A 16,948-nucleotide genomic window follows, 5' to 3' on the forward strand; every position below is an offset into this window, starting at 1 on the left:
CGCGGTGTTCTCCGGCCGGCTGACCGCCGCCGTTCTGGACGGCGATAAACCTCCTGTTTTCCTTCACGCCGTAGATTGACCTTGTGCTTCCCATCGACCGGCCGATTTTGGGAAGTTTCCGGCAAGGGTATGACATGACGAACAAGGACAGCCTACTCGTAACAGCCAGGCCTGATCTCAATCAGCGCGTGGACCAGTGGCTCGACCATCTTTCCGACGAGCGGCGCCTGTCCGACAAGACCCTGCTGGCCTATGAGCGGGACGTGCGCCAGTTCCTGCGGTTTCTGACCAATCATCTTGGCGGCGCCCCCGGCCTGAAGCAGATCGCCGTTCTCAAGCCCGCCGACTTTCGCGGCTTTCTTGCCTATCGCCGGCGGCAGGGCGTTCAAAGCCGCTCGCTTGCCCGCGGCCTTGCCGGAATCCGCTCGTTCCTGCGTTATCTGGAAAGGCGCGGCGAGGTGAATGCGGCCGCGTCCAGCGCCGTGCGTCCGCCGCGCCAGGCCCGCTCGCTGCCGAAGCCGGTCTCCTCGAAAGATGCCATCGACATCACCAGCGGCGATCTGGCGATGGAAAGCGAAGCCTGGATAGAAGCTCGAAATGCCGCCGTTCTGACGCTGCTTTACGGCTGCGGCCTGCGTATCTCCGAAGCCCTGTCACTGACCGGCAGCATGGCGCCCAAGGACGGCGCGAAGACCCTGCGCATCGTCGGCAAGGGCCGCAAAGAGCGCATCGTTCCGATCCTGCCGGCCGTCTGCGAGGCGGTCGAGCTCTATTTGAAGCTCTGTCCCTATGCCATAAACCCGGAAGGGCCGCTTTTTCTCGGCGCGCGCGGCGGCCCCTTGAACCCGCGCATGATCCAGTTGGCCATGGCCAGGCTGCGCGGCGCGCTCGGCCTGCCGGACACGGCGACCCCGCATGCCCTGCGCCATTCCTTCGCGACCCATCTGCTGGCGGGCGGCGGCGATCTCAGAACCATTCAGGAACTGCTCGGCCACGCCAGCCTCGCCTCGACCCAGATCTACACCGAGATCGACGGCGCGCATCTCCTGTCAGCCTATGACAAGGCCCATCCGCGCGGCTAGGCCGAGCCTCAATCCGGCCGGGGCAACCGGTAAACTGTCCGTGTCTTGCCATCGGGAAAGGATTCACGCGCTATTTCCTGTCCCCGAAGTTTCAGAACAAGCTTTCTGGCAGCGTGGTTGAGGTCGTCCATGTGGGTCTCCACAAGCGGCCAGCCGTAGCTGTCATAGGCATGACGGATCGCCGTATTGGACACCTCGACTGCGGCGCCCGTCCCCCTTGCCGCGGGCAACAGCCACCAGGTCAGTTCCCGCCGGGGCCAGCCGTCCGGCCAGACAAATCCGCAACCGCCAACTGCCACCCCGCCGCCTTTCGGGGCGATCATCCACATTCCATAACCACGCAACAGCCAGTGCCCGAGATGGCCCGCGAGCACGCGCCAGGCCTGGTCGTCCCTCAATGGCCCACCATAAAAACCGGATGCGTCGCCGTCTGAAAAAAACCTCCGATAAACCGGCAGGTCGCTTTCCTCCGGTGGTCTTAAGATAAAACGTTCGGTTTCCAATGAATGCATGATCCGGCTCTGACTGACCTGCTGGCATGAGTTGTTCACTATAGGGGCAACGTCTTCTGGTGGCCGCCTCACCAATCAGTTAGGTTGCATTTGGACAAAATCACGCTGACAGCCAAGCTTTGCGGCTTTGTACCAACGGGAGAGTGCGGATGCGTCTGTTGATCCTTGCCTTCGGCTTGTTGTTGCTCTCGGCCGCACCTTCCCTGGCCGAGCGGATCTATTGCCCGATCCCCGAGGATGGTGTCTGGGTCAATGCGGATGCCGAACCGAAGGAAATCAGCCGGGTCGAGGTGGAGAGCCGCTGTGAGAACGAGCAGGTTTTCGTACGCGTCCGGGCCTTTACCTCCTGCGTTCCCCGCGACTGCAAGTGGGGCTGGACCGACGCCCAACTGCGCTCCGACGGTGCTGTTGAGGTGCTCCTGATCGGCTTCCTGAACAGCAAGCAGCTCACCCTGAAGGGGTTCGGCGACCTGCTCGACGTGCAGGTCATCAACATCGTCAACGACCTGTCGGAGCCCAAGCGGGAAAAGACCTACAATCTCAAGCGGGAATAGCGCCGTCCCGTGGGCAAGGGGTACCGGAAAAATTCGATCAAAGGGCTTGCCGGCCCGCTTTTGCGCCCTACCCTCCTTGGTGCTGCGCTCCTTTGCGCAGAAACACAGAATGGAGGGGTTACATGCGTTTGCTGAGCACCGGCGTTGCGGCGCTTGCCCTAGGGGCAATTGCAACCATTCCCGCGGCAGCAGCCTGTTCTTGGGACAAGACGGCAAAAGCCGACGAGAGGATGACGGTTGCAGATACGGCGTCCGTTCCGGCGACCGGTACCGACATCGCCATTGCCACCAATGACCTTGACGATGAAACGCTCCTGGAAATGCGTCTCCCACCGGTTCCAGGTGAAAAACCCGCCCGTTAAACCGATCTGTCGATTAGCTCCAAGTTGGACCCGCTGCCTGTCAGCGGGTCTTTTTTTCGTGCCTTCCGCGATATGCACAAAATCTGCAGAACTTTGCCCCAGTCAGGCCTCATCCCGGCGGCAGGAATGAAACTCACGTTTTTCCTTCGCGAATCGGATGAACGCACATGATCTCCAGACGCCGCTTTCTGCAGGGCCTTGGTGTGTCCCTCCTCGCAACCCTTTCCGCACCGGCTTACGCCGTCGGTGTCGAGCCCTTCCGGTTGCGCATTCAGCGATATCACCTGACACCGCCACGCTGGCCGAAGGACCTTGAACTGACCGCCGCCCTGATCGCTGATCCCCATATCTGCGATCCCTGGATGGGCCTGGAGCGGGTCCGCTCGATCGTGGCACAGACCAACGCCCTGAAGCCGGACATCGTTCTGCTGCTCGGCGACTACGTTGCCAGCCACAAGTGGCAATACGATCCGATCCCGCCGCAGGCCTGGGCCGACCTTTTCGGCGGCCTGTCCGCGCCGCTCGGAACCCATGCGATCCTGGGCAATCACGACTGGTGGGACGACAGACAGGCCCAGATCACCGGCAGCGGGCAGACCAAATACGGCGCGGCACTGGAAAGTGCCGGTATTCCCCTCTACCAGAACCGCGCCAGACGCCTGCAAAAGGACGGCAAGGCGTTCTGGCTTGCCGGGCTGGACGACCAGATTGCCCTTGCCCCGAACCGGAAACTCAAGCGCCGGCGCTGGCAGGGACTGGACGATCTTCCCGGGACGCTGGCCCAGGTGACGGACGACGCTCCCATACTGCTGATGGCCCATGAGCCGGACATCATCGCCGAAGTGCCAGACCGGGTCAGCCTGACGGTGAGCGGTCATACCCATGGCGGGCAGATCAACTGTTTCGGCTATATGCCCGCCTATCCGAAAACCAGGAATGCCCAGCTTGCCTACGGCCATATTGTCGATTGGGCGGGAACCAACCTGACCCGGCACCTCGGACTTGGCGCCGAACCACGGCATCTCATCGTTTCCGGGGGACTAGGCTGCTCAATCCTGCCGGTCCGCTTCGGCGTCCCGCCGGAAATCACCATGGTGCATCTGGGACGCCAGAACAGCGCCGCGGGCGTTTAGGTCCAGTCCCAGTCACTCGCCTGCGGCCGCGTGCGCCGTCCCGTGCCGGTATTCCCGGATCGCCTGGGAGAGGATCTGGACCGCGGAATTGACGAAGAGGCTCGCCATTATTGCCGCGACAATCAGGTCAGGCCAGGCCGTTGCCGTTCCCCAGACACCGAGCGCGGCCAGCATCACGGCGACATTGCCGATGGCATCGTTGCGCGAGCACAGCCAGACAGAGCGCACATTTGCATCGCCGTCCTTGTAACGCACGAGCAGCAGAACGCTGGTCAGATTGACGGCCAGCGCCAGGAAGCCGATCGATCCCATGATCTCCGCCTGCGGCACTCCGAGGACGAACACCTGGTAGAGCGTCGAGGCCGCGACCCAGATCCCCATCAGCAACAGACTGGTTCCCTTGGCGAGTGCAGCAAGGGCCCGGGTCTTGAGGGAGGCGCCGATGACGGCCAGCGAGATGCCGTAAGTGACGGCGTCGCCGAAGAAATCGAGCGCATCCGCCTGAAGCGCCTTCGAACCGGACGCCTGCCCAGCCAGCATTTCAATGGCGAACATACCGCCGTTCAGCACGATCACCAGCCAGAGCCGCCGCCGGTAGTCCCTGGACATACCGTCAAAACTTCCGTGAGACTGTCCGCAACACGCACCCATCTTCAAATCCTGTCCTTCAAACGCTTGATTTCTGACTGAAGAGGTTTGTAATCCCTATAGCGACTAGAGCTTCAAGAGGTTTTTTTGATGGATTATTCGATCGGCGAACTGTCCAGGCAGACCGGCGTGAAAGTGCCGACCATCCGCTATTATGAAAAGGAAGGCCTTCTGGAGGAACCCCTGCGCACGGAAGGCAACCAGCGGCGGTACCGAGAGACCGACCTGGACCGGCTCGGGTTCATCAAGCATTGCCGGGATCTCGGCCTGCCCATGCCTGCGATTCGCGACCTGATCGAGCTCAGCCAGCACCCGGACAAGACCTGCGAGGCGGCCGACCGGATCGCTGTCCGGCAGCTGGAAGCCGTGCGCCTGCGCATCGCCCATCTGCGCAAGCTGGAAAACGAGCTGTCGCGGATCGCCAGCAGCTGCAAGGGGCCGCACAAGGTAACGGAATGCAACGTCCTCAAGGCCTTCGCCGACCATGGCCTGTGCCGGGACGAGCACTGATCGCTCCAGCAGCGTGGTATACTCTCCGGGAAACTTGCGGAGGTGCCCAGATGATCATGCGAATCTTTCAGGTCGTAGTCCGGCCCGGCAAGGAAGCCGAGTTCAGCAATTTCTTTCATGAAATGGCGATCCCGCTGATGAAGGGCACGCCAGGCATTGTCTCGGTTCTGCCCGGCGCGCCCCGCGCCGATAGTCCGAGGGAATTCAGTTTCGTGATGATCTGGGAAAACCTCGATGCCCTGAAGGCCTTTGTCGGCGAGGACTATCAAAGCCCTCACATCGATCCCGCGGAAGCCGAACTGGTCGAATCCCGGACTATCAGGCACTATGACCTGGTGGAAACATAAGGTGCGGCCACTTCAGTTTCCGGGGACGGCAAACGCACGGTCTTCGGCGTAATCCCTGACCTTGATCGTCTCGCCGTCCCGCTCGAGGCGCAGCATGGCCCATCTTTCGGCCGGCAAGCGGCAGGAATGGCGGCCCATGACACAGGGCAACTGAGGAACCCGCTCGTAGCGAACCTCACCTGCCAGCGCCTTGGCAATTTGCGTATGTCCCTTCAGATAGCCGAACAGCGTATAGGGACTGAGATACCAGACCTCGCCTTCCCGCAATTCGCTGAGGTGCTCGGCCCGGGCAAGCGGAAACTTGCGGCCCCAGGTCCAGGAGATCGCATCACGCGTCTGATGATCGAGGAAATGGTGAGCCATGGTCTCGTCGATGAAGACGCGCTTGTCCGCCTCGATGTCAGACCGGTAATCACGGGCCGCCGCCTCGACTCCGCCCACCGGCCCGGAGACGGTATAAAAGAGCAGGAAGTTTGCCGAGACGGCAAAAAAGGTCAGCACATAAAGCACGGGCGCGACCCGGCGCAGCCGCCCCCTGGCAAGCGCATCCACCACCACAAGAAAGATCATGCTTGCGGCCAGATTGCGCACCGGCACCTTGTCATGCAGGAAGGCGCCCGCCCCCTGTCCCAGCGACAGCATCAGGCACAAAAGGGCAACGGGCCGCGACCAGCGGAACGATACCAGCCCGGCCAACGCGAACAGGGCGGCCCGTCCGAGAGCCTCGCCGTTGACGCCATGCCCCGTCGACCTTGCGGAATGGAAGACGATCTGGTCGACAAACTCGCGGTACTGGAAATCGATGCTGATCGAGAACACCAGCAGTCCGGCCGCAAGCGCGGCTGCATTTTCAAGCAGCAGAGGTATGAATTTCGCCTCGCGGAATACCAGACGCCACAGATCGTGGATCAGGATCGCCCCGAGGCTCCATGCGAAGACGGCGGGCGAGGCCAGCGGCGCAAAGGCGAGCGCTAATTTGGCGGCTGCCCTGAGAAGGGACACCCGCAGGAGCGGGGAGCCCTTCTGCTGCAGGGCACCGGCGCCGAACAGCAAGAAAAGGCCGAACATCCAGAAGACGCAGGCGGTTATCTCCAGCCGGAACCCGGTAACCACATACATCGGCGCGAACAGGACCGGGACGAACAGGGCAGCCCGAGGTAACCGGATGGCGAGGCAAAGCGCAGAGAAGGCCAGGCTTGTCAGGAAATAGCAGGTAAATTCATAGGCAAGCACGCTGACGGTCGACGTTCCGAAGAGATCCAGAAACAGACCGGCGATGATCAGGTGAAAGCGGGTGTAGAGATGGTAGTTCTCCAGCCCCGGAAACTGTACCGACAGGAGCGGATTGATGTGCTCCCTGCTTGCAGCGTATTCGCTTGCCCAGGGAATGAAAAACAGATCGTCGACATGGGCGATCGTGCGGTCCGGCCAGAAGAAAATAAGCCCGCAGATCAGCGTCAGGATCAACCACACGGTAGCGGCAAGCCAGCCGTTCGCACATGTTCCGGAACCGACCGGTTCACATTCAGCCTGTTTCAAGATGCCCCCGCAACCAGAAAGACTCAGTCATAAGAAAGAGACTGCCTGCGAAGGCTTATCAGCTTTGCGCGATCAGAGCCAACCGCCAAGTTCTCGCCGGACGATATGGGTGATGACTTCCATGCCCAGATCGCTGTCGTTGAGACAGGGGATATGGCTGAAGTGCTCGCCGCCGTTCTCCTCGAAGATTTCCCCGGCCTCCCCGGCGATTTCCTCAAGCGTTTCGAGGCAGTCGGCCACGAAGCCCGGATTCATGACCGCGATATTCTTCACCCCGTCCTTCGCAAGCTGTTCGACGGTCTTGTCGGTATAGGGCTGCAGCCACTCTTCCGGACCGAAGCGGGACTGGAAGGTCACGCGCAATTTGTCCTCCCCCCATCCGAGCACCTGCCGCATCAGCCGTGTCGTCTTCATGCAGTGGCAATGATAGGGATCGCCTTTCCTGAAATAGGATTGCGGAATGCCGTGGTAGGAGGTCAGCACCACGTCCGGCTCGAAATCGAGGCTTTCAAGATGCCGCTCGACGGACTTTGCCAGCGCGCTCACATACACCGGATCGTCGTGATAGGGAGGCACGGTACGGATGGCCGGTTGCCAGCGCATCTTCAGCATTTCCCTGCAGACGACATCGTTGACCGTTGCCGTCGTGCTTGCCGAATACTGCGGATAGAGCGGAAACACCAGTATGCGGTCGCAGCCGTCGTCCTTGAGGGCCTTGAGCTTGTCCGGGATCGACGGCTGGCCGTAACGCATGGCCCAGTCGATCTTCAGGCGGCCGTCGTGGTCTCCCATGATTTCAGCCAGCTTTTCAGATTGGCCACGGGTGATCGTCCGCAAGGGCGACTCGTTTTTTTCGTGATTCCAGATTTCCTCATAAGCCTTGCCGGACTTGCCCGGCCGGGTCATCAGAACGATACCGTAGAGGATCGGATACCAGATCGCCCGGGGCCACTCGATCACACGCTTGTCGGAAAGGAATTCGCGCAGATACCGGCGCATGGGCCAGTAATCCGTGGCATCCGGCGTACCAAGATTGACCAGAAGCACGCCGACCTTGCCGCTTTTGACCGATGGATGGTCTTCCGGAAGTCGGACTTTGGAGAACTCTGCTGCCCTATCGGCACTCAGGGTGTCGCGCGGCTGTACGGTCATGAAGGGGGCTGATCCTGATTTCCTGTCAAACTTCCGCCTTACATAGGCCAATCGGAAGCCGAGGCCAATGCGGCATTTGCCATACGTCAGAAGTCGAGCGGCGGATCACAGCCAGAACACCGGGACGACTTGCAACAACAGAAACCGCGTCCTGAGGAGGTCCGTCAGGATGAGGTCGGGTGTTAAGCTACTGCTTGTGGCCCGCCAAAAGGATGGCCCCCTGCCTCACCCGTATTCCCGTTCGTCCGAAATGACCTTGCCGTCATTGGGAAGGCCGCCGGGCGGCACGAGCTTCACGTCGCCCTTCAACCTTGTGACATCGCGAAGGGTTTCAGCCACCCGTTCGGCAAGCGCGTTTTCGCTGACTTCGGTTTCGACCGACAGCGTCATGGCGTCGGTTTCTCCGGCCCGGCTCACCGCCAGGCGGGCCTTGCCGACTTCCGGGTGGGCGGCGACGATCTGGGCGATCTGGACCGGGTCGATGAACATGCCCTTCACCTTGGTGCGCTGGTCGGCGCGCCCCATCCACCCGGCCAGGCGCATGTTGGTGCGCCCGCAGGCGGACTGTCCCGGCACGATCCGCGAAAGGTCGCCCGTGCCGAAGCGGATCAGCGGATAAAGGCTGTTGAAGTTGGTCACGACCAGTTCCCCGACCTCGCCATCTGCGACCGGCTCGCCGGTCCCCGGGCGGACAATCTCGACGATGTAGTCCTCGTTGACCACCATGCCGTCCTTCGCCTCGGTCTCATAGGCGATGACGCCCAGATCCGCCGTGGCATAACACTGGCCGACCTGAATGCCCTGATCCTCGTATTCCTGCCGAAGCGTGGGAAACAGCGCCCCGCCGGAAACAAGGGCTTTGCGGATGGAGGAGACATCCCGCCCCTGTTCCCGGCCCCGGTCGAGGAGGATCTTGAGATAGTCCGGGGTTCCGACAAAACCGGTGGGTTTCAGCACTTCGACAGCTTCCACCTGGGTGTCGGTGTTGCCGACCCCGGCGGGAAACACCGTGCAGCCGAGGGCAATGGCGCCCTGATCGAGAATGAAACCACCAGGGGTCAGGTGATAGGAAAAGGCGTTGAGGACGACATCGCCCTTGCGGAAACCCGCCGCAAAGAGGCTGCGGGCACCGTTCCAGGGGTCGAGCCCCGGCGCCTGGGGTTCCCAGATCGGTCCGGGCGACATGAAGACGCGGGCAGCCCCGGCCAGCTCTCCGGCCAGGAACCCGCCGAAGGGCGGATTGGCCCGCTGTTTTTCCAGAAGCTCGGACTTCCTGAGAACCGGCAGGCCGGCGAGGGACGCGCGGTCGGTCACGGCGCCGAAGTCATGCCCCGCCAGTTGCTCCGCCCAGCTTGCCGACTTGGCCGCGGCGTGGGTAAGAAAGTCCGGCAACCGGGCAAAAAGATCCCGTTCGCGCTGAGCGGGGTCTTGCCGCTCGCGCGCATCAAACTGATTGTCGCTCATGGTCGTCTCCGCCTGTTGAGGCCTCAGGCCGGTTTCCCGGTCAGGCCAGCCAGCGCTTCCTTCGTTTATAGTGTTTGACGTTCCGGAACGACCGGCGGCCCTCGCCGCCGACGCCCAGATAGAATTCCTTCACATCCTCGTTTTCGCGCAGCGCCTTGGCGTCGCCGTCGAGCACGATGCGGCCCGATTCCAGGATGTAGCCGTAGGTCGCGTATTTCAGTGCGACATTGGTGTTCTGCTCCGCCAGGAGAAAGGACACGCCCTCGTTCTGGTTGAGCTGGCGCACGATCTCGAAGATCTCTTCCACCAGCTGGGGGGCGAGTCCCATGCTCGGCTCATCCAGCAGGATCATTTTCGGCCGGCTCATGAGCGCGCGTCCGATCGCGCACATCTGCTGCTCGCCGCCGGACGTGTAACCCGCCTGGCTCTGGCGCCGCTCGCGCAGGCGCGGAAAATAGTTGTAGACCATTTCAAGGTCGGCTTTCACCGCGCTGTGCCCGTCCTTGCGGGTATAGGCGCCGGTCAGCAAATTCTCTTCAATGGACAGGTGGCCGAAACAGTGCCGTCCCTCCATCACCTGGATGCAGCCCCTGCGGACGAGGTCGTTCGGTGAAAGCGCCTGGACCTCCTCGCCGTCGAACAGGATCTTGCCCTTGGTCACCTCGCCGCGCTCGGCGCCGAGAAGGTTCGAAACCGCCTTGAGGGTGGTCGTCTTGCCTGCGCCGTTCGCCCCCAGAAGGGCCACGATGCCTCCCTTGGGAACCGTCAGCGAAACGCCTTTCAGCACAAGGATCACGTGGTCGTAAATGACCTCGATATTGTTGACCGTCAGGATCGTTTCCGCCGCTGCAGCTTCCGAACCGGGCTGTTCTACATCCAGTAATGCCATTCCATACTCTCCTGAGAGGCTCCGCCGCGCGCATGACGAGAGGCGCGGCGGAGCGGACTGCCTATCAGTTCGGGCAGGCTTCAGTGCGTGCCGGCCACGGAGCGTTTTTCTCCGCATACTCGGCGGCGGCCTTTTCAAGCAGCGGCCGGACAAGATCGGTCATCGGCTCGATCCAGCCGGAGGCCTGCTGCCACTTCTTGCCGTTCCACTCCTGAATGAAGACCGGATGGCTGCCGGCATGGTCTTCGCAGGTCACCTTCATCGGATGTGCAAAGCCTGCAAGGCCGAGTTCCTTCAGACGGGCTTCGTCCAGATCCAAAGCTTCGAGACCCATGCGCATGTCTTCACCGGTGATGACTTTCTTGCCGGTCAGTTCCTGAGCGGTCCGGATGCCTTCGGCGATGATGACGGAGTTCAGGACGCCGCGGTTGTAGAGCGTACCGCCTATGGTTTCCGCGTCGGTCGAGGACTTGCCTGCGTCGACCACGAATTTCTTGATGTCGGCGATTGCCGGGAAGTCGCTGCCGACGCCGGAGAAGTTCAGAGCCTTGTAGCCCTTGGCACCTTCACCGCCTGCGGATGCATCGTCGTCACCGGCCGACCACCACACACCAATGAACTTGTCCATCGGGAAGCGGATCTTGACGGCTTCCTTGATCGCGGTCGGGTTCATCGCGCCCCAGCCCCACATGACCATGTAGTCCGGACGGTCGCGGCGCACGTTCAGCCACTGAGACGACTGGTTCTGCATTTCGGCACCCGGCACCGGATACTGCAGCAGCTCGAAGCCGTATTTTTCGGAAAGCTGTTCCAGCAGCGGGATCGGCTCGCGGCCGTAACCGGCATCAAGGAAGATGTAGCCGATCTTCTTGCCCTTCAGGTTCTCAAGACCGCCTTCCTGTTCGCCGATGTACTTGATGACGACGGAGGCGCCGTCCCAATAGGTGTCCGGCACGTTGAAGATCCACGGGAAGGTGGAGCCATCTGCAGCGGCGGAAAGACCGTAACCCATGGACAGGACCGGAATCTTGTCGACGCTCGCCTTCGGAATCAGCTGCAGCGTGATACCGGTGGAATAGGGGTTGTAGACCAGTGCGCCCTTGCCCTTGGTGGCTTCGTAGCACTCAACGCCTTTCTGGGCGTTATAACCGGTTTCGCATTCTTCGATCTCGATTTTGACGCCGCCAATGCCGCCATCGCGCTCGTTCAGCATCTGCAGGTAATCATTCATGCCGTTGGCGATGTGGATACCCGAACCGGCGTAAGGCCCTGTCCGGTAGGTCAAGAGCGGAACATAGTTCGCGTCTTCGGCCTGAACCGCGGTTGTCATGGCGCCGGAAAAACCGACCCCGAGGGCAACAGCGGTTCCCAGCGCAAGTTGCTTGATTTTCATCGTATTCTCCTCCCACGCGGTTCCGGACAACCCGTTACCGCCGGACCGGTTACGCCATTCCTCACCGGATCGGTCCAAGTCCGGATGGCGGCGAAAAGGCTGGCCAGCCTTAATAGGGGAATGGCCAGACCCTGAGCTTTTGTTTCCCGATCTGCCAGAGCCGCGCAAATCCGTGCGGTTCGACAATCAGGAAGAAGATGATCAGCGCGCCCACGATCATGAACGTCGCGTGCTCCACCGTCTCCGCGGCCAGGTCGATGCCCAGAAGACCCGGAACGAATTTCAGGAAGACCGGCAGGATCCAGATGAAGGCCGCGCCCATGAACGCGCCGCTCAGGCTGCCAAGGCCGCCCAGGATCACCATGAACAGGATCTGGAACGACAGCCTGATGGAATAGGACGACGGCTCGGCCGCGTTCAGCCAGAAGAACACCATCATGGCCCCCGCAACGCCGCAGACATAGGACGAGACGGCAAAGGCGCTGAGCTTGGCCCGCAGGGGCCGGATGCCCATCAGTTCGGCGGCGATGTCCATGTCGCGGATCATCATCCAGGACCGGCCGATGCGGCCCCTGAGCACGTTGGCCATCACGAATGCAATGAACACGGTAATGGCCAGCACGATGAAGTACCTGGCAATCGGGGTGGCTTCGGCGCCGGAAACGACGATGCCGAACATCTCGCGGTGCGGAACCTCGATCGCCCCTGAGGCATTGTAGTTGTAGAGCCAGGGAATACGGATGAAGCACCACTCAAGGAAGAACTGCGCGGCCAGCGTCGTCACGGCCAGGTACAGTCCTTTGATGCGCAGGCTCGGCAGGCCGAAGATGGCGCCGATGGCTGCGGAGAACAGCCCGGAGACCAGCACCATGACGACGACGTTCGCGTCCGGGAAAATGCTCGTGAGCTTATAGGCTGCATAGGCACCGACGCCCATGAATGCCCCGGTTCCGAGCGACAGCTGCCCGCAGTAACCGGTCAGCACGTTCAGTCCGATCGCCGCCAGTGCGAACACCAGGAACGGGATCATGATGGACGTCAGAAAGAAGTCGTTGGCAAAGGCCGGGATGACCACGAAGGCGATCAGCAGGATGGCAACCATGCCGATCTTGTCCTGCAGGATCGGGAACAGTGCCTGATCCGCCTTGTAGCTCGTCTTGAATTGGCCAGCTTCGCGATAGAACATGGTTAGAGCCTTCCGTGATCAGATTGAAGCATTCTGCCGGAGCTGGTTTGGTTCAAGATCGAGGGATTTGCCGAAGGCCGTGCTGGCCGCACGGTCGAGGCGAAGCCTGAAGGCATTGGGCCAAACCAGCCCGGCCCTTCGGGTTCGATTCCAGCGGACGCCTGCTTTGTCGGGCCGCTTGCCCATAGTCCCGCTATGGGCCGCGCGTCCCTCCGCGCAGATCGCCTAGCTGGACAACGAACAGAATGCTTTAATCTGGTCATGGAAGGCTCTCAAATCCGCTCGATGATGCGTTCGCCGAAGAGGCCTTGCGGCCGGAACAGAAGGAAGATCAGGGCGATGATGTAGGCGAGCCAGCTCTCGATGCCGCCGCCGACGAGGCCGCCCCAGTAGAGCTCGCCGATCTTTTCGCCGAAGCCGATGATCAGACCGCCGACGATCGCCCCGGGGATCGAGGTGAACCCGCCGAGGATCAGCACCGGCAACGCCTTGAAGGCAACGATTTCGAGGGCAAAGGACACATCGGAGCGCGCGCCCCACATGATGCCTGTCGCCAGTGCCACCAGACCGGCTGCGAACCAGACGATGGCCCAGATCTGGTTGAGCGAGATGCCGACGGAGAGCGCCGCCTGGTGATCGTCCGCCACCGCCCTGAGCGCCCGGCCGATCCGGGTCTTGTTGAAGAACAGCGCCAGTGCGGCCACCATGATGATGGCGATGACCGCCGCGGCGATATCGATATGCTGCAGGATGATCAGGCCGCGTTCGCCCATTTCGATTGCGGTCGAACCGGTCGGAAGCCCGAGTTGTTCGGTGATCATCTGCTTCGGTTCGCCGCCGAAGACGAATTCGCCGAAACCGACCAGGAAATAGGTCAGCCCGATGGTCGCCATAAGCAGGATGATATCCGGCTGGTTGACCAGCGGCCGCATGACCACGCGTTCGACCCCATAGGCGAGTATCCCCATGACGCCGATGGTCAGAATGAGCGCCAGATAGGCAGGCACGCCGGCTTCGTTCAGGCCGACAAGGGTAAGGCCGGCGAAGACCACCATGATGCCTTGCGCGAAGTTGAAGACCCCGGAGGCCTTGAAGATCAGCACGAAGCCGAGCGCGATCAGCGCGTAGAGTATCCCGGAGACGAAGCCTTCCCACAGAACCTGCAGGAAGAAATCCGGCATGTCGTACATCTGCACGAAGGGATCGATGAAAATGTCGTAAAGCATGTCCTGGTCCCTTCCCTAGTGGCTCACGCCGAGATAGGCGTCGATCACGTCCTGGCTTGCCTGGACCTCTTCTGGAGGACCGTCGGCGATCTTCTTGCCGTAATCGAGCACAACCACACGGTCGGAGAGATCCATCACCACCCCCATGTCATGTTCGATGAGAGCGATCGTCGTGCCGAATTCCTGGTTCACGTCGATAATGAACCGGCTCATGTCTTCTTTTTCTTCCAGGTTCATGCCCGCCATGGGTTCGTCGAGCAGCAGAAGCTCCGGCTCCATGGCCAGCGCCCGGCCAAGCTCGACCCGCTTTTGCAGGCCATAGGGCAGTCGTCCGACGGGTGTCTTGCGGATGGCCTGGATTTCGAGGAAGTCGATGATGTCCTCGACCTTGCGGCGATGTTCGATCTCCTCCTGCTCCGCCGGGCCGCGCCACAGCATCTGCCAGAAGAAGTTCCTGTGCATTTTCAGCGACCGTCCGGACATGATGTTGTCCAGCGTGGTCATGCCCTTGAACAGCGCCACATTCTGGAACGTGCGGGCAATGCCCTGGCTGGCGGCCTCGTAGGGCTTCATCTTCCGCCGTTCCCTGCCCCGCCAGGTGATCGTGCCTTCCTGGGGATGGTAGAAGCCGTTGATGACATTCAGCATCGACGTCTTGCCTGCCCCGTTGGGACCGATGATCGCGCGGATCTCGCCCTTCCGGATATCGAAGGAGATGTTCGTGATCGCCTTCACGCCGCCGAAGGACAGCGACACGTGGTCGACACTCAGGAGAACCTCTCGTTCAGAAGCCTCCGGCGCACCCGTGGGCGCGAGTTCCTTATCTGCTACAAAGGCGTTCATTCGGCGGCCTCCTGAAAACCTTTGGCCTCATGGGCTTTCATGTCGCGGATCTCGACCGTCGCCTCAATCGCGCCCTTGCGGCCGTCCTCGAAAGTGACCTCGGTGCGGACATGTTTTGAGGTCGAGCCATCGTAAAGTGCCTCGATCAGCGGCGCATAGCGATCGGCGATGAAGTTCCGGCGAACCTTCTGGGTCCGCGTCAGCTCGCCGTCATCGGCGTCCAGTTCCTTGTGCAGGACCAGGAACCGCCTGATCTGGGCGCCTGCCATCATCGGCTCCTGCGCCAGATCCCGGTTTACCTGATCGACATGGCTTTCGATCATGGCATAGACATCCGGGTGGGCGGCCAGTTCCTGATAGGAGGCATAGTTGACGTTGTTGCGCTCGGCCCAGGAGCCGACGGCCGTCAGGTCGATGTTGATGAAAACGCCCACCCTGTCCCGTTCGTTACCGAAGGCGACCGCCTCCTTGATGTTCGGGAAGAACTTCAGCTTGTTCTCGATGTATTTCGGCGCGAACAGCGAGCCGTCGGTCAGCTTGCCGACGTCCTTGGCGCGGTCGATGATCTTCAGGTGACCGTTTTCGGCAATGATGCCGGCATCGCCCGTATGCACCCAGCCGTCCGGCGTCTTGGTTTCGCCGGTCGCCTCTTCGTTCTTGAAATATCCGACGAACACACCCGGCGAGCGGTACATGACCTCGCCGTTCTCTGCGATCTTCAGCTCCACATCGGGCGCCGGCTTGCCGACGGTATCGCCGAAGATCTCGCCGTCCGGCTGCAGCGTGATGTAGACGCTGGCTTCGGTCTGGCCATAGAGCTGCTTCAGGTTCAGTCCCAGCGATCGGTAGAACTGGAAGATTTCCGGCCCGATCGCTTCCCCGGCCGTGTAGCCGACCTTCATGCGCGTCAGCCCCATGCGGTTCTTCAGCGGGCCGTAGACGCAGAATTCCCCCAACGCGTACAGCAGCCGGTCCGTGAAGGCGACGCTCTCTCCGTTCAGGATCTTTTCTCCGACCTTCTTGGCAACACCCATGAAGTAGTCGAACATCCGGCGCTTGGTTTTCCCGGCATCCTCCATGCGCACCATGATCATGGTGAGCATGTTTTCAAAGACGCGGGGCGGCGCGAAGAAATAGGTCGGCGCGATCTCGCGCCGGTCGACATCGATCGTGTCCATGCTTTCCGCGCAGTTGACGCAGTAGCCGGCCGTGAACGCCTGGGCGAGCGAGAAGACATGGTCACCGATCCAGGCCATCGGCAGATAGGCGAGCACTTCCTCGGTTTCGTTCAGATGGTCGAAGACATTGGCGTTTCTTGCCGAAATCGCCAGATTGTCGAATGACAGCATAACACCCTTCGGACGCCCGGTCGTACCGGAAGTGTAGAGCATGACCGCAAGATCGGAGCCCTTGCCGTCCTCGAAATCCTGCTCCCATTCCCTGGCGAGCCCTGCGTTTTTCGACAGGAGTTCGCGGCCCTTGTCCTGGACGGATGCGTAATCGTGCAGATGGGTGTGATCGTAATCCCGCAAGCCTCGCGGCTCGTCGTAGATGATGTGTTTGAGGCTCGGCACGTCTTCGGCCATGGAGAGCAGCTTGTCGACCTGCTCCTGATCCTCGACCACGGCGAACTTGACCTCGGCGTGCCCGAGCACGAAGGCCATCTCCTCGGCCACCGAATCCGCATAGACCGGCACCGGAACCGCCCCGAGCGCCTGGGCAGCAACCATGGCCCAATAGAGCCTCGGACGGTTCGCGCCGACGATAGAGACCTTGTCTCCCGCCGTGAGCCCGAGTGATTTCAGTCCAATGGAAAACGCGCGGATTTCTTCACACACCTCGGACCAGGTCCAGCTTTGCCAGATCCCGAAGTCCTTTTCCCGGAATGCTGTCCGGGTTCCGAAGACCTCCGCGTTGCGCAGAAGGATTTTCGGAAAGGTGTCTTCCCCGCGCGGCGAAGCGCTGGCCGACCCTACCATGTATCGTTTCTTCCCTTAGAAGGCGCCCCGGTTCGTCCAGGGTCGTTCCCTATTGGGTCATGAAACAATCTGTCCCCACAAGCTTCAACCTCTCTTTTTGGTTGAACCCGGGAGCAACCAATGCCCCAT

Annotated in this window: 17 protein-coding genes; 6 read left to right on the plus strand and 11 right to left on the minus strand. The window is 61.2% G+C overall.

Features of this window, described 5'->3' with window-relative positions; all coding sequences use genetic code 11:
• The first annotated feature begins 134 nt into the window (after nucleotides 1–134).
• On the plus strand, nucleotides 135–1,082 hold the full coding sequence (locus tag ACQY7U_RS20190; RefSeq protein WP_428648448.1) for a tyrosine recombinase XerC: 948 nt from the start codon (nucleotides 135–137) through the stop codon (nucleotides 1,080–1,082).
• Between the two features lie 8 nt (nucleotides 1,083–1,090).
• On the opposite strand, the gene ACQY7U_RS20195 is transcribed toward ACQY7U_RS20190, so the two are convergent.
• Nucleotides 1,091–1,594 (minus strand): GNAT family N-acetyltransferase, encoded by a 504-nt coding sequence (locus ACQY7U_RS20195; protein WP_428648451.1) that lies wholly within the window; start codon nucleotides 1,592–1,594, stop codon nucleotides 1,091–1,093.
• A gap of 149 nt (nucleotides 1,595–1,743) precedes the next feature.
• Between ACQY7U_RS20195 and ACQY7U_RS20200 the strand changes: the two genes are divergently transcribed.
• The 3 genes from ACQY7U_RS20200 to ACQY7U_RS20210 all read left to right on the plus strand — a co-directional run bounded on the left by ACQY7U_RS20200 (nucleotide 1,744) and on the right by ACQY7U_RS20210 (nucleotide 3,643).
• Entirely contained in the window at nucleotides 1,744–2,148 is a 405-nt protein-coding gene (locus tag ACQY7U_RS20200) for a serine/threonine protein kinase (RefSeq protein WP_428648454.1), read from the plus strand.
• 122 nt (nucleotides 2,149–2,270) lie between these two features.
• Nucleotides 2,271–2,510, plus strand: a complete 240-nt coding sequence (locus tag ACQY7U_RS20205; protein ID WP_428648456.1) for a hypothetical protein — start codon at nucleotides 2,271–2,273, stop codon at nucleotides 2,508–2,510.
• 167 nt (nucleotides 2,511–2,677) lie between these two features.
• Nucleotides 2,678–3,643: a metallophosphoesterase gene (locus tag ACQY7U_RS20210; protein WP_428648458.1), complete on the plus strand. Its 966-nt coding sequence runs from the start codon at nucleotides 2,678–2,680 to the stop codon at nucleotides 3,641–3,643.
• A gap of 12 nt (nucleotides 3,644–3,655) precedes the next feature.
• On the opposite strand, the gene ACQY7U_RS20215 is transcribed toward ACQY7U_RS20210, so the two are convergent.
• Nucleotides 3,656–4,252, minus strand: a complete 597-nt coding sequence (locus ACQY7U_RS20215) for a cation transporter (RefSeq protein WP_428648461.1) — start codon at nucleotides 4,250–4,252, stop codon at nucleotides 3,656–3,658.
• Nucleotides 4,253–4,381: 129 nt separating this feature from the next.
• On the opposite strand from ACQY7U_RS20215, the gene ACQY7U_RS20220 reads away from it, so the two are divergent.
• Nucleotides 4,382–4,801: a MerR family transcriptional regulator gene (locus ACQY7U_RS20220; RefSeq protein ID WP_428648464.1), complete on the plus strand. Its 420-nt coding sequence runs from the start codon at nucleotides 4,382–4,384 to the stop codon at nucleotides 4,799–4,801.
• A gap of 50 nt (nucleotides 4,802–4,851) precedes the next feature.
• Complete coding sequence (locus ACQY7U_RS20225) at nucleotides 4,852–5,148, plus strand: antibiotic biosynthesis monooxygenase family protein (RefSeq protein WP_428648467.1); 297 nt, start codon at nucleotides 4,852–4,854, stop codon at nucleotides 5,146–5,148.
• A 12-nt stretch (nucleotides 5,149–5,160) separates the two neighbouring features.
• Here the strand turns inward: ACQY7U_RS20225 and ACQY7U_RS20230 are convergent, their stop codons facing one another.
• The 9 genes from ACQY7U_RS20230 to ACQY7U_RS20270 all read right to left on the minus strand — a co-directional run bounded on the left by ACQY7U_RS20230 (nucleotide 5,161) and on the right by ACQY7U_RS20270 (nucleotide 16,819).
• On the minus strand, nucleotides 5,161–6,687 hold the full coding sequence (locus tag ACQY7U_RS20230; RefSeq protein WP_428648470.1) for a hypothetical protein: 1,527 nt from the start codon (nucleotides 6,685–6,687) through the stop codon (nucleotides 5,161–5,163).
• Nucleotides 6,688–6,759: 72 nt separating this feature from the next.
• Entirely contained in the window at nucleotides 6,760–7,839 is a 1,080-nt protein-coding gene (gene hemH, locus ACQY7U_RS20235; RefSeq protein WP_428648473.1) for a ferrochelatase, read from the minus strand.
• Nucleotides 7,840–8,064: 225 nt separating this feature from the next.
• Complete coding sequence (locus tag ACQY7U_RS20240; RefSeq protein WP_428648476.1) at nucleotides 8,065–9,303, minus strand: phenylacetate--CoA ligase family protein; 1,239 nt, start codon at nucleotides 9,301–9,303, stop codon at nucleotides 8,065–8,067.
• Nucleotides 9,304–9,343: 40 nt separating this feature from the next.
• Entirely contained in the window at nucleotides 9,344–10,192 is an 849-nt protein-coding gene (locus ACQY7U_RS20245; RefSeq protein WP_428648479.1) for an ABC transporter ATP-binding protein, read from the minus strand.
• Between the two features lie 64 nt (nucleotides 10,193–10,256).
• On the minus strand, nucleotides 10,257–11,585 hold the full coding sequence (locus tag ACQY7U_RS20250; RefSeq protein WP_428648482.1) for an ABC transporter substrate-binding protein: 1,329 nt from the start codon (nucleotides 11,583–11,585) through the stop codon (nucleotides 10,257–10,259).
• Between the two features lie 109 nt (nucleotides 11,586–11,694).
• The gene (locus tag ACQY7U_RS20255; protein WP_428648485.1) at nucleotides 11,695–12,771 is read right to left on the minus strand and encodes a branched-chain amino acid ABC transporter permease; all 1,077 of its coding nucleotides are present in this window, start codon (nucleotides 12,769–12,771) and stop codon (nucleotides 11,695–11,697) included.
• A gap of 272 nt (nucleotides 12,772–13,043) precedes the next feature.
• A complete protein-coding gene (locus tag ACQY7U_RS20260) occupies nucleotides 13,044–13,997 on the minus strand; it encodes a branched-chain amino acid ABC transporter permease (RefSeq protein ID WP_428648487.1) in 954 nt (317 codons plus the stop codon).
• Nucleotides 13,998–14,012: 15 nt separating this feature from the next.
• Nucleotides 14,013–14,840, minus strand: coding sequence for an ABC transporter ATP-binding protein (locus ACQY7U_RS20265; RefSeq protein WP_428648489.1), 828 nt, complete (start codon nucleotides 14,838–14,840; stop codon nucleotides 14,013–14,015).
• Complete coding sequence (locus ACQY7U_RS20270; RefSeq protein ID WP_428648492.1) at nucleotides 14,837–16,819, minus strand: AMP-dependent synthetase/ligase; 1,983 nt, start codon at nucleotides 16,817–16,819, stop codon at nucleotides 14,837–14,839. The genes ACQY7U_RS20265 and ACQY7U_RS20270 overlap by 4 nt, the downstream gene beginning before the upstream one ends.
• Nucleotides 16,820–16,948 lie beyond the last annotated feature (129 nt).

Source organism: Roseibium sp. (assembly GCF_050301095.1).
Classification (GTDB): Bacteria; Pseudomonadota; Alphaproteobacteria; order Rhizobiales; family Stappiaceae; genus Roseibium.

Excerpts from the sequence above, each read along its gene's own strand:
- ACQY7U_RS20190 (WP_428648448.1), top strand. The coding sequence starts at position 135 with ATGACGAACAAGGACAGCCTACTCGTAACAGCCAGGCCTGATCTCAAT.
- ACQY7U_RS20195 (WP_428648451.1), bottom strand. The coding sequence starts at position 1,594 with ATGCATTCATTGGAAACCGAACGTTTTATCTTAAGACCACCGGAGGAA.
- ACQY7U_RS20200 (WP_428648454.1), top strand. The coding sequence starts at position 1,744 with ATGCGTCTGTTGATCCTTGCCTTCGGCTTGTTGTTGCTCTCGGCCGCA.
- ACQY7U_RS20205 (WP_428648456.1), top strand. The coding sequence starts at position 2,271 with ATGCGTTTGCTGAGCACCGGCGTTGCGGCGCTTGCCCTAGGGGCAATT.
- ACQY7U_RS20210 (WP_428648458.1), top strand. The coding sequence starts at position 2,678 with ATGATCTCCAGACGCCGCTTTCTGCAGGGCCTTGGTGTGTCCCTCCTC.
- ACQY7U_RS20215 (WP_428648461.1), bottom strand. The coding sequence starts at position 4,252 with ATGTCCAGGGACTACCGGCGGCGGCTCTGGCTGGTGATCGTGCTGAAC.
- ACQY7U_RS20220 (WP_428648464.1), top strand. The coding sequence starts at position 4,382 with ATGGATTATTCGATCGGCGAACTGTCCAGGCAGACCGGCGTGAAAGTG.
- ACQY7U_RS20225 (WP_428648467.1), top strand. The coding sequence starts at position 4,852 with ATGATCATGCGAATCTTTCAGGTCGTAGTCCGGCCCGGCAAGGAAGCC.
- hemH (WP_428648473.1), bottom strand. The coding sequence starts at position 7,839 with ATGACCGTACAGCCGCGCGACACCCTGAGTGCCGATAGGGCAGCAGAG.
- ACQY7U_RS20240 (WP_428648476.1), bottom strand. The coding sequence starts at position 9,303 with ATGAGCGACAATCAGTTTGATGCGCGCGAGCGGCAAGACCCCGCTCAG.
- ACQY7U_RS20245 (WP_428648479.1), bottom strand. The coding sequence starts at position 10,192 with ATGGCATTACTGGATGTAGAACAGCCCGGTTCGGAAGCTGCAGCGGCG.
- ACQY7U_RS20250 (WP_428648482.1), bottom strand. The coding sequence starts at position 11,585 with ATGAAAATCAAGCAACTTGCGCTGGGAACCGCTGTTGCCCTCGGGGTC.
- ACQY7U_RS20255 (WP_428648485.1), bottom strand. The coding sequence starts at position 12,771 with ATGTTCTATCGCGAAGCTGGCCAATTCAAGACGAGCTACAAGGCGGAT.
- ACQY7U_RS20260 (WP_428648487.1), bottom strand. The coding sequence starts at position 13,997 with ATGCTTTACGACATTTTCATCGATCCCTTCGTGCAGATGTACGACATG.
- ACQY7U_RS20265 (WP_428648489.1), bottom strand. The coding sequence starts at position 14,840 with ATGAACGCCTTTGTAGCAGATAAGGAACTCGCGCCCACGGGTGCGCCG.
- ACQY7U_RS20270 (WP_428648492.1), bottom strand. The coding sequence starts at position 16,819 with ATGGTAGGGTCGGCCAGCGCTTCGCCGCGCGGGGAAGACACCTTTCCG.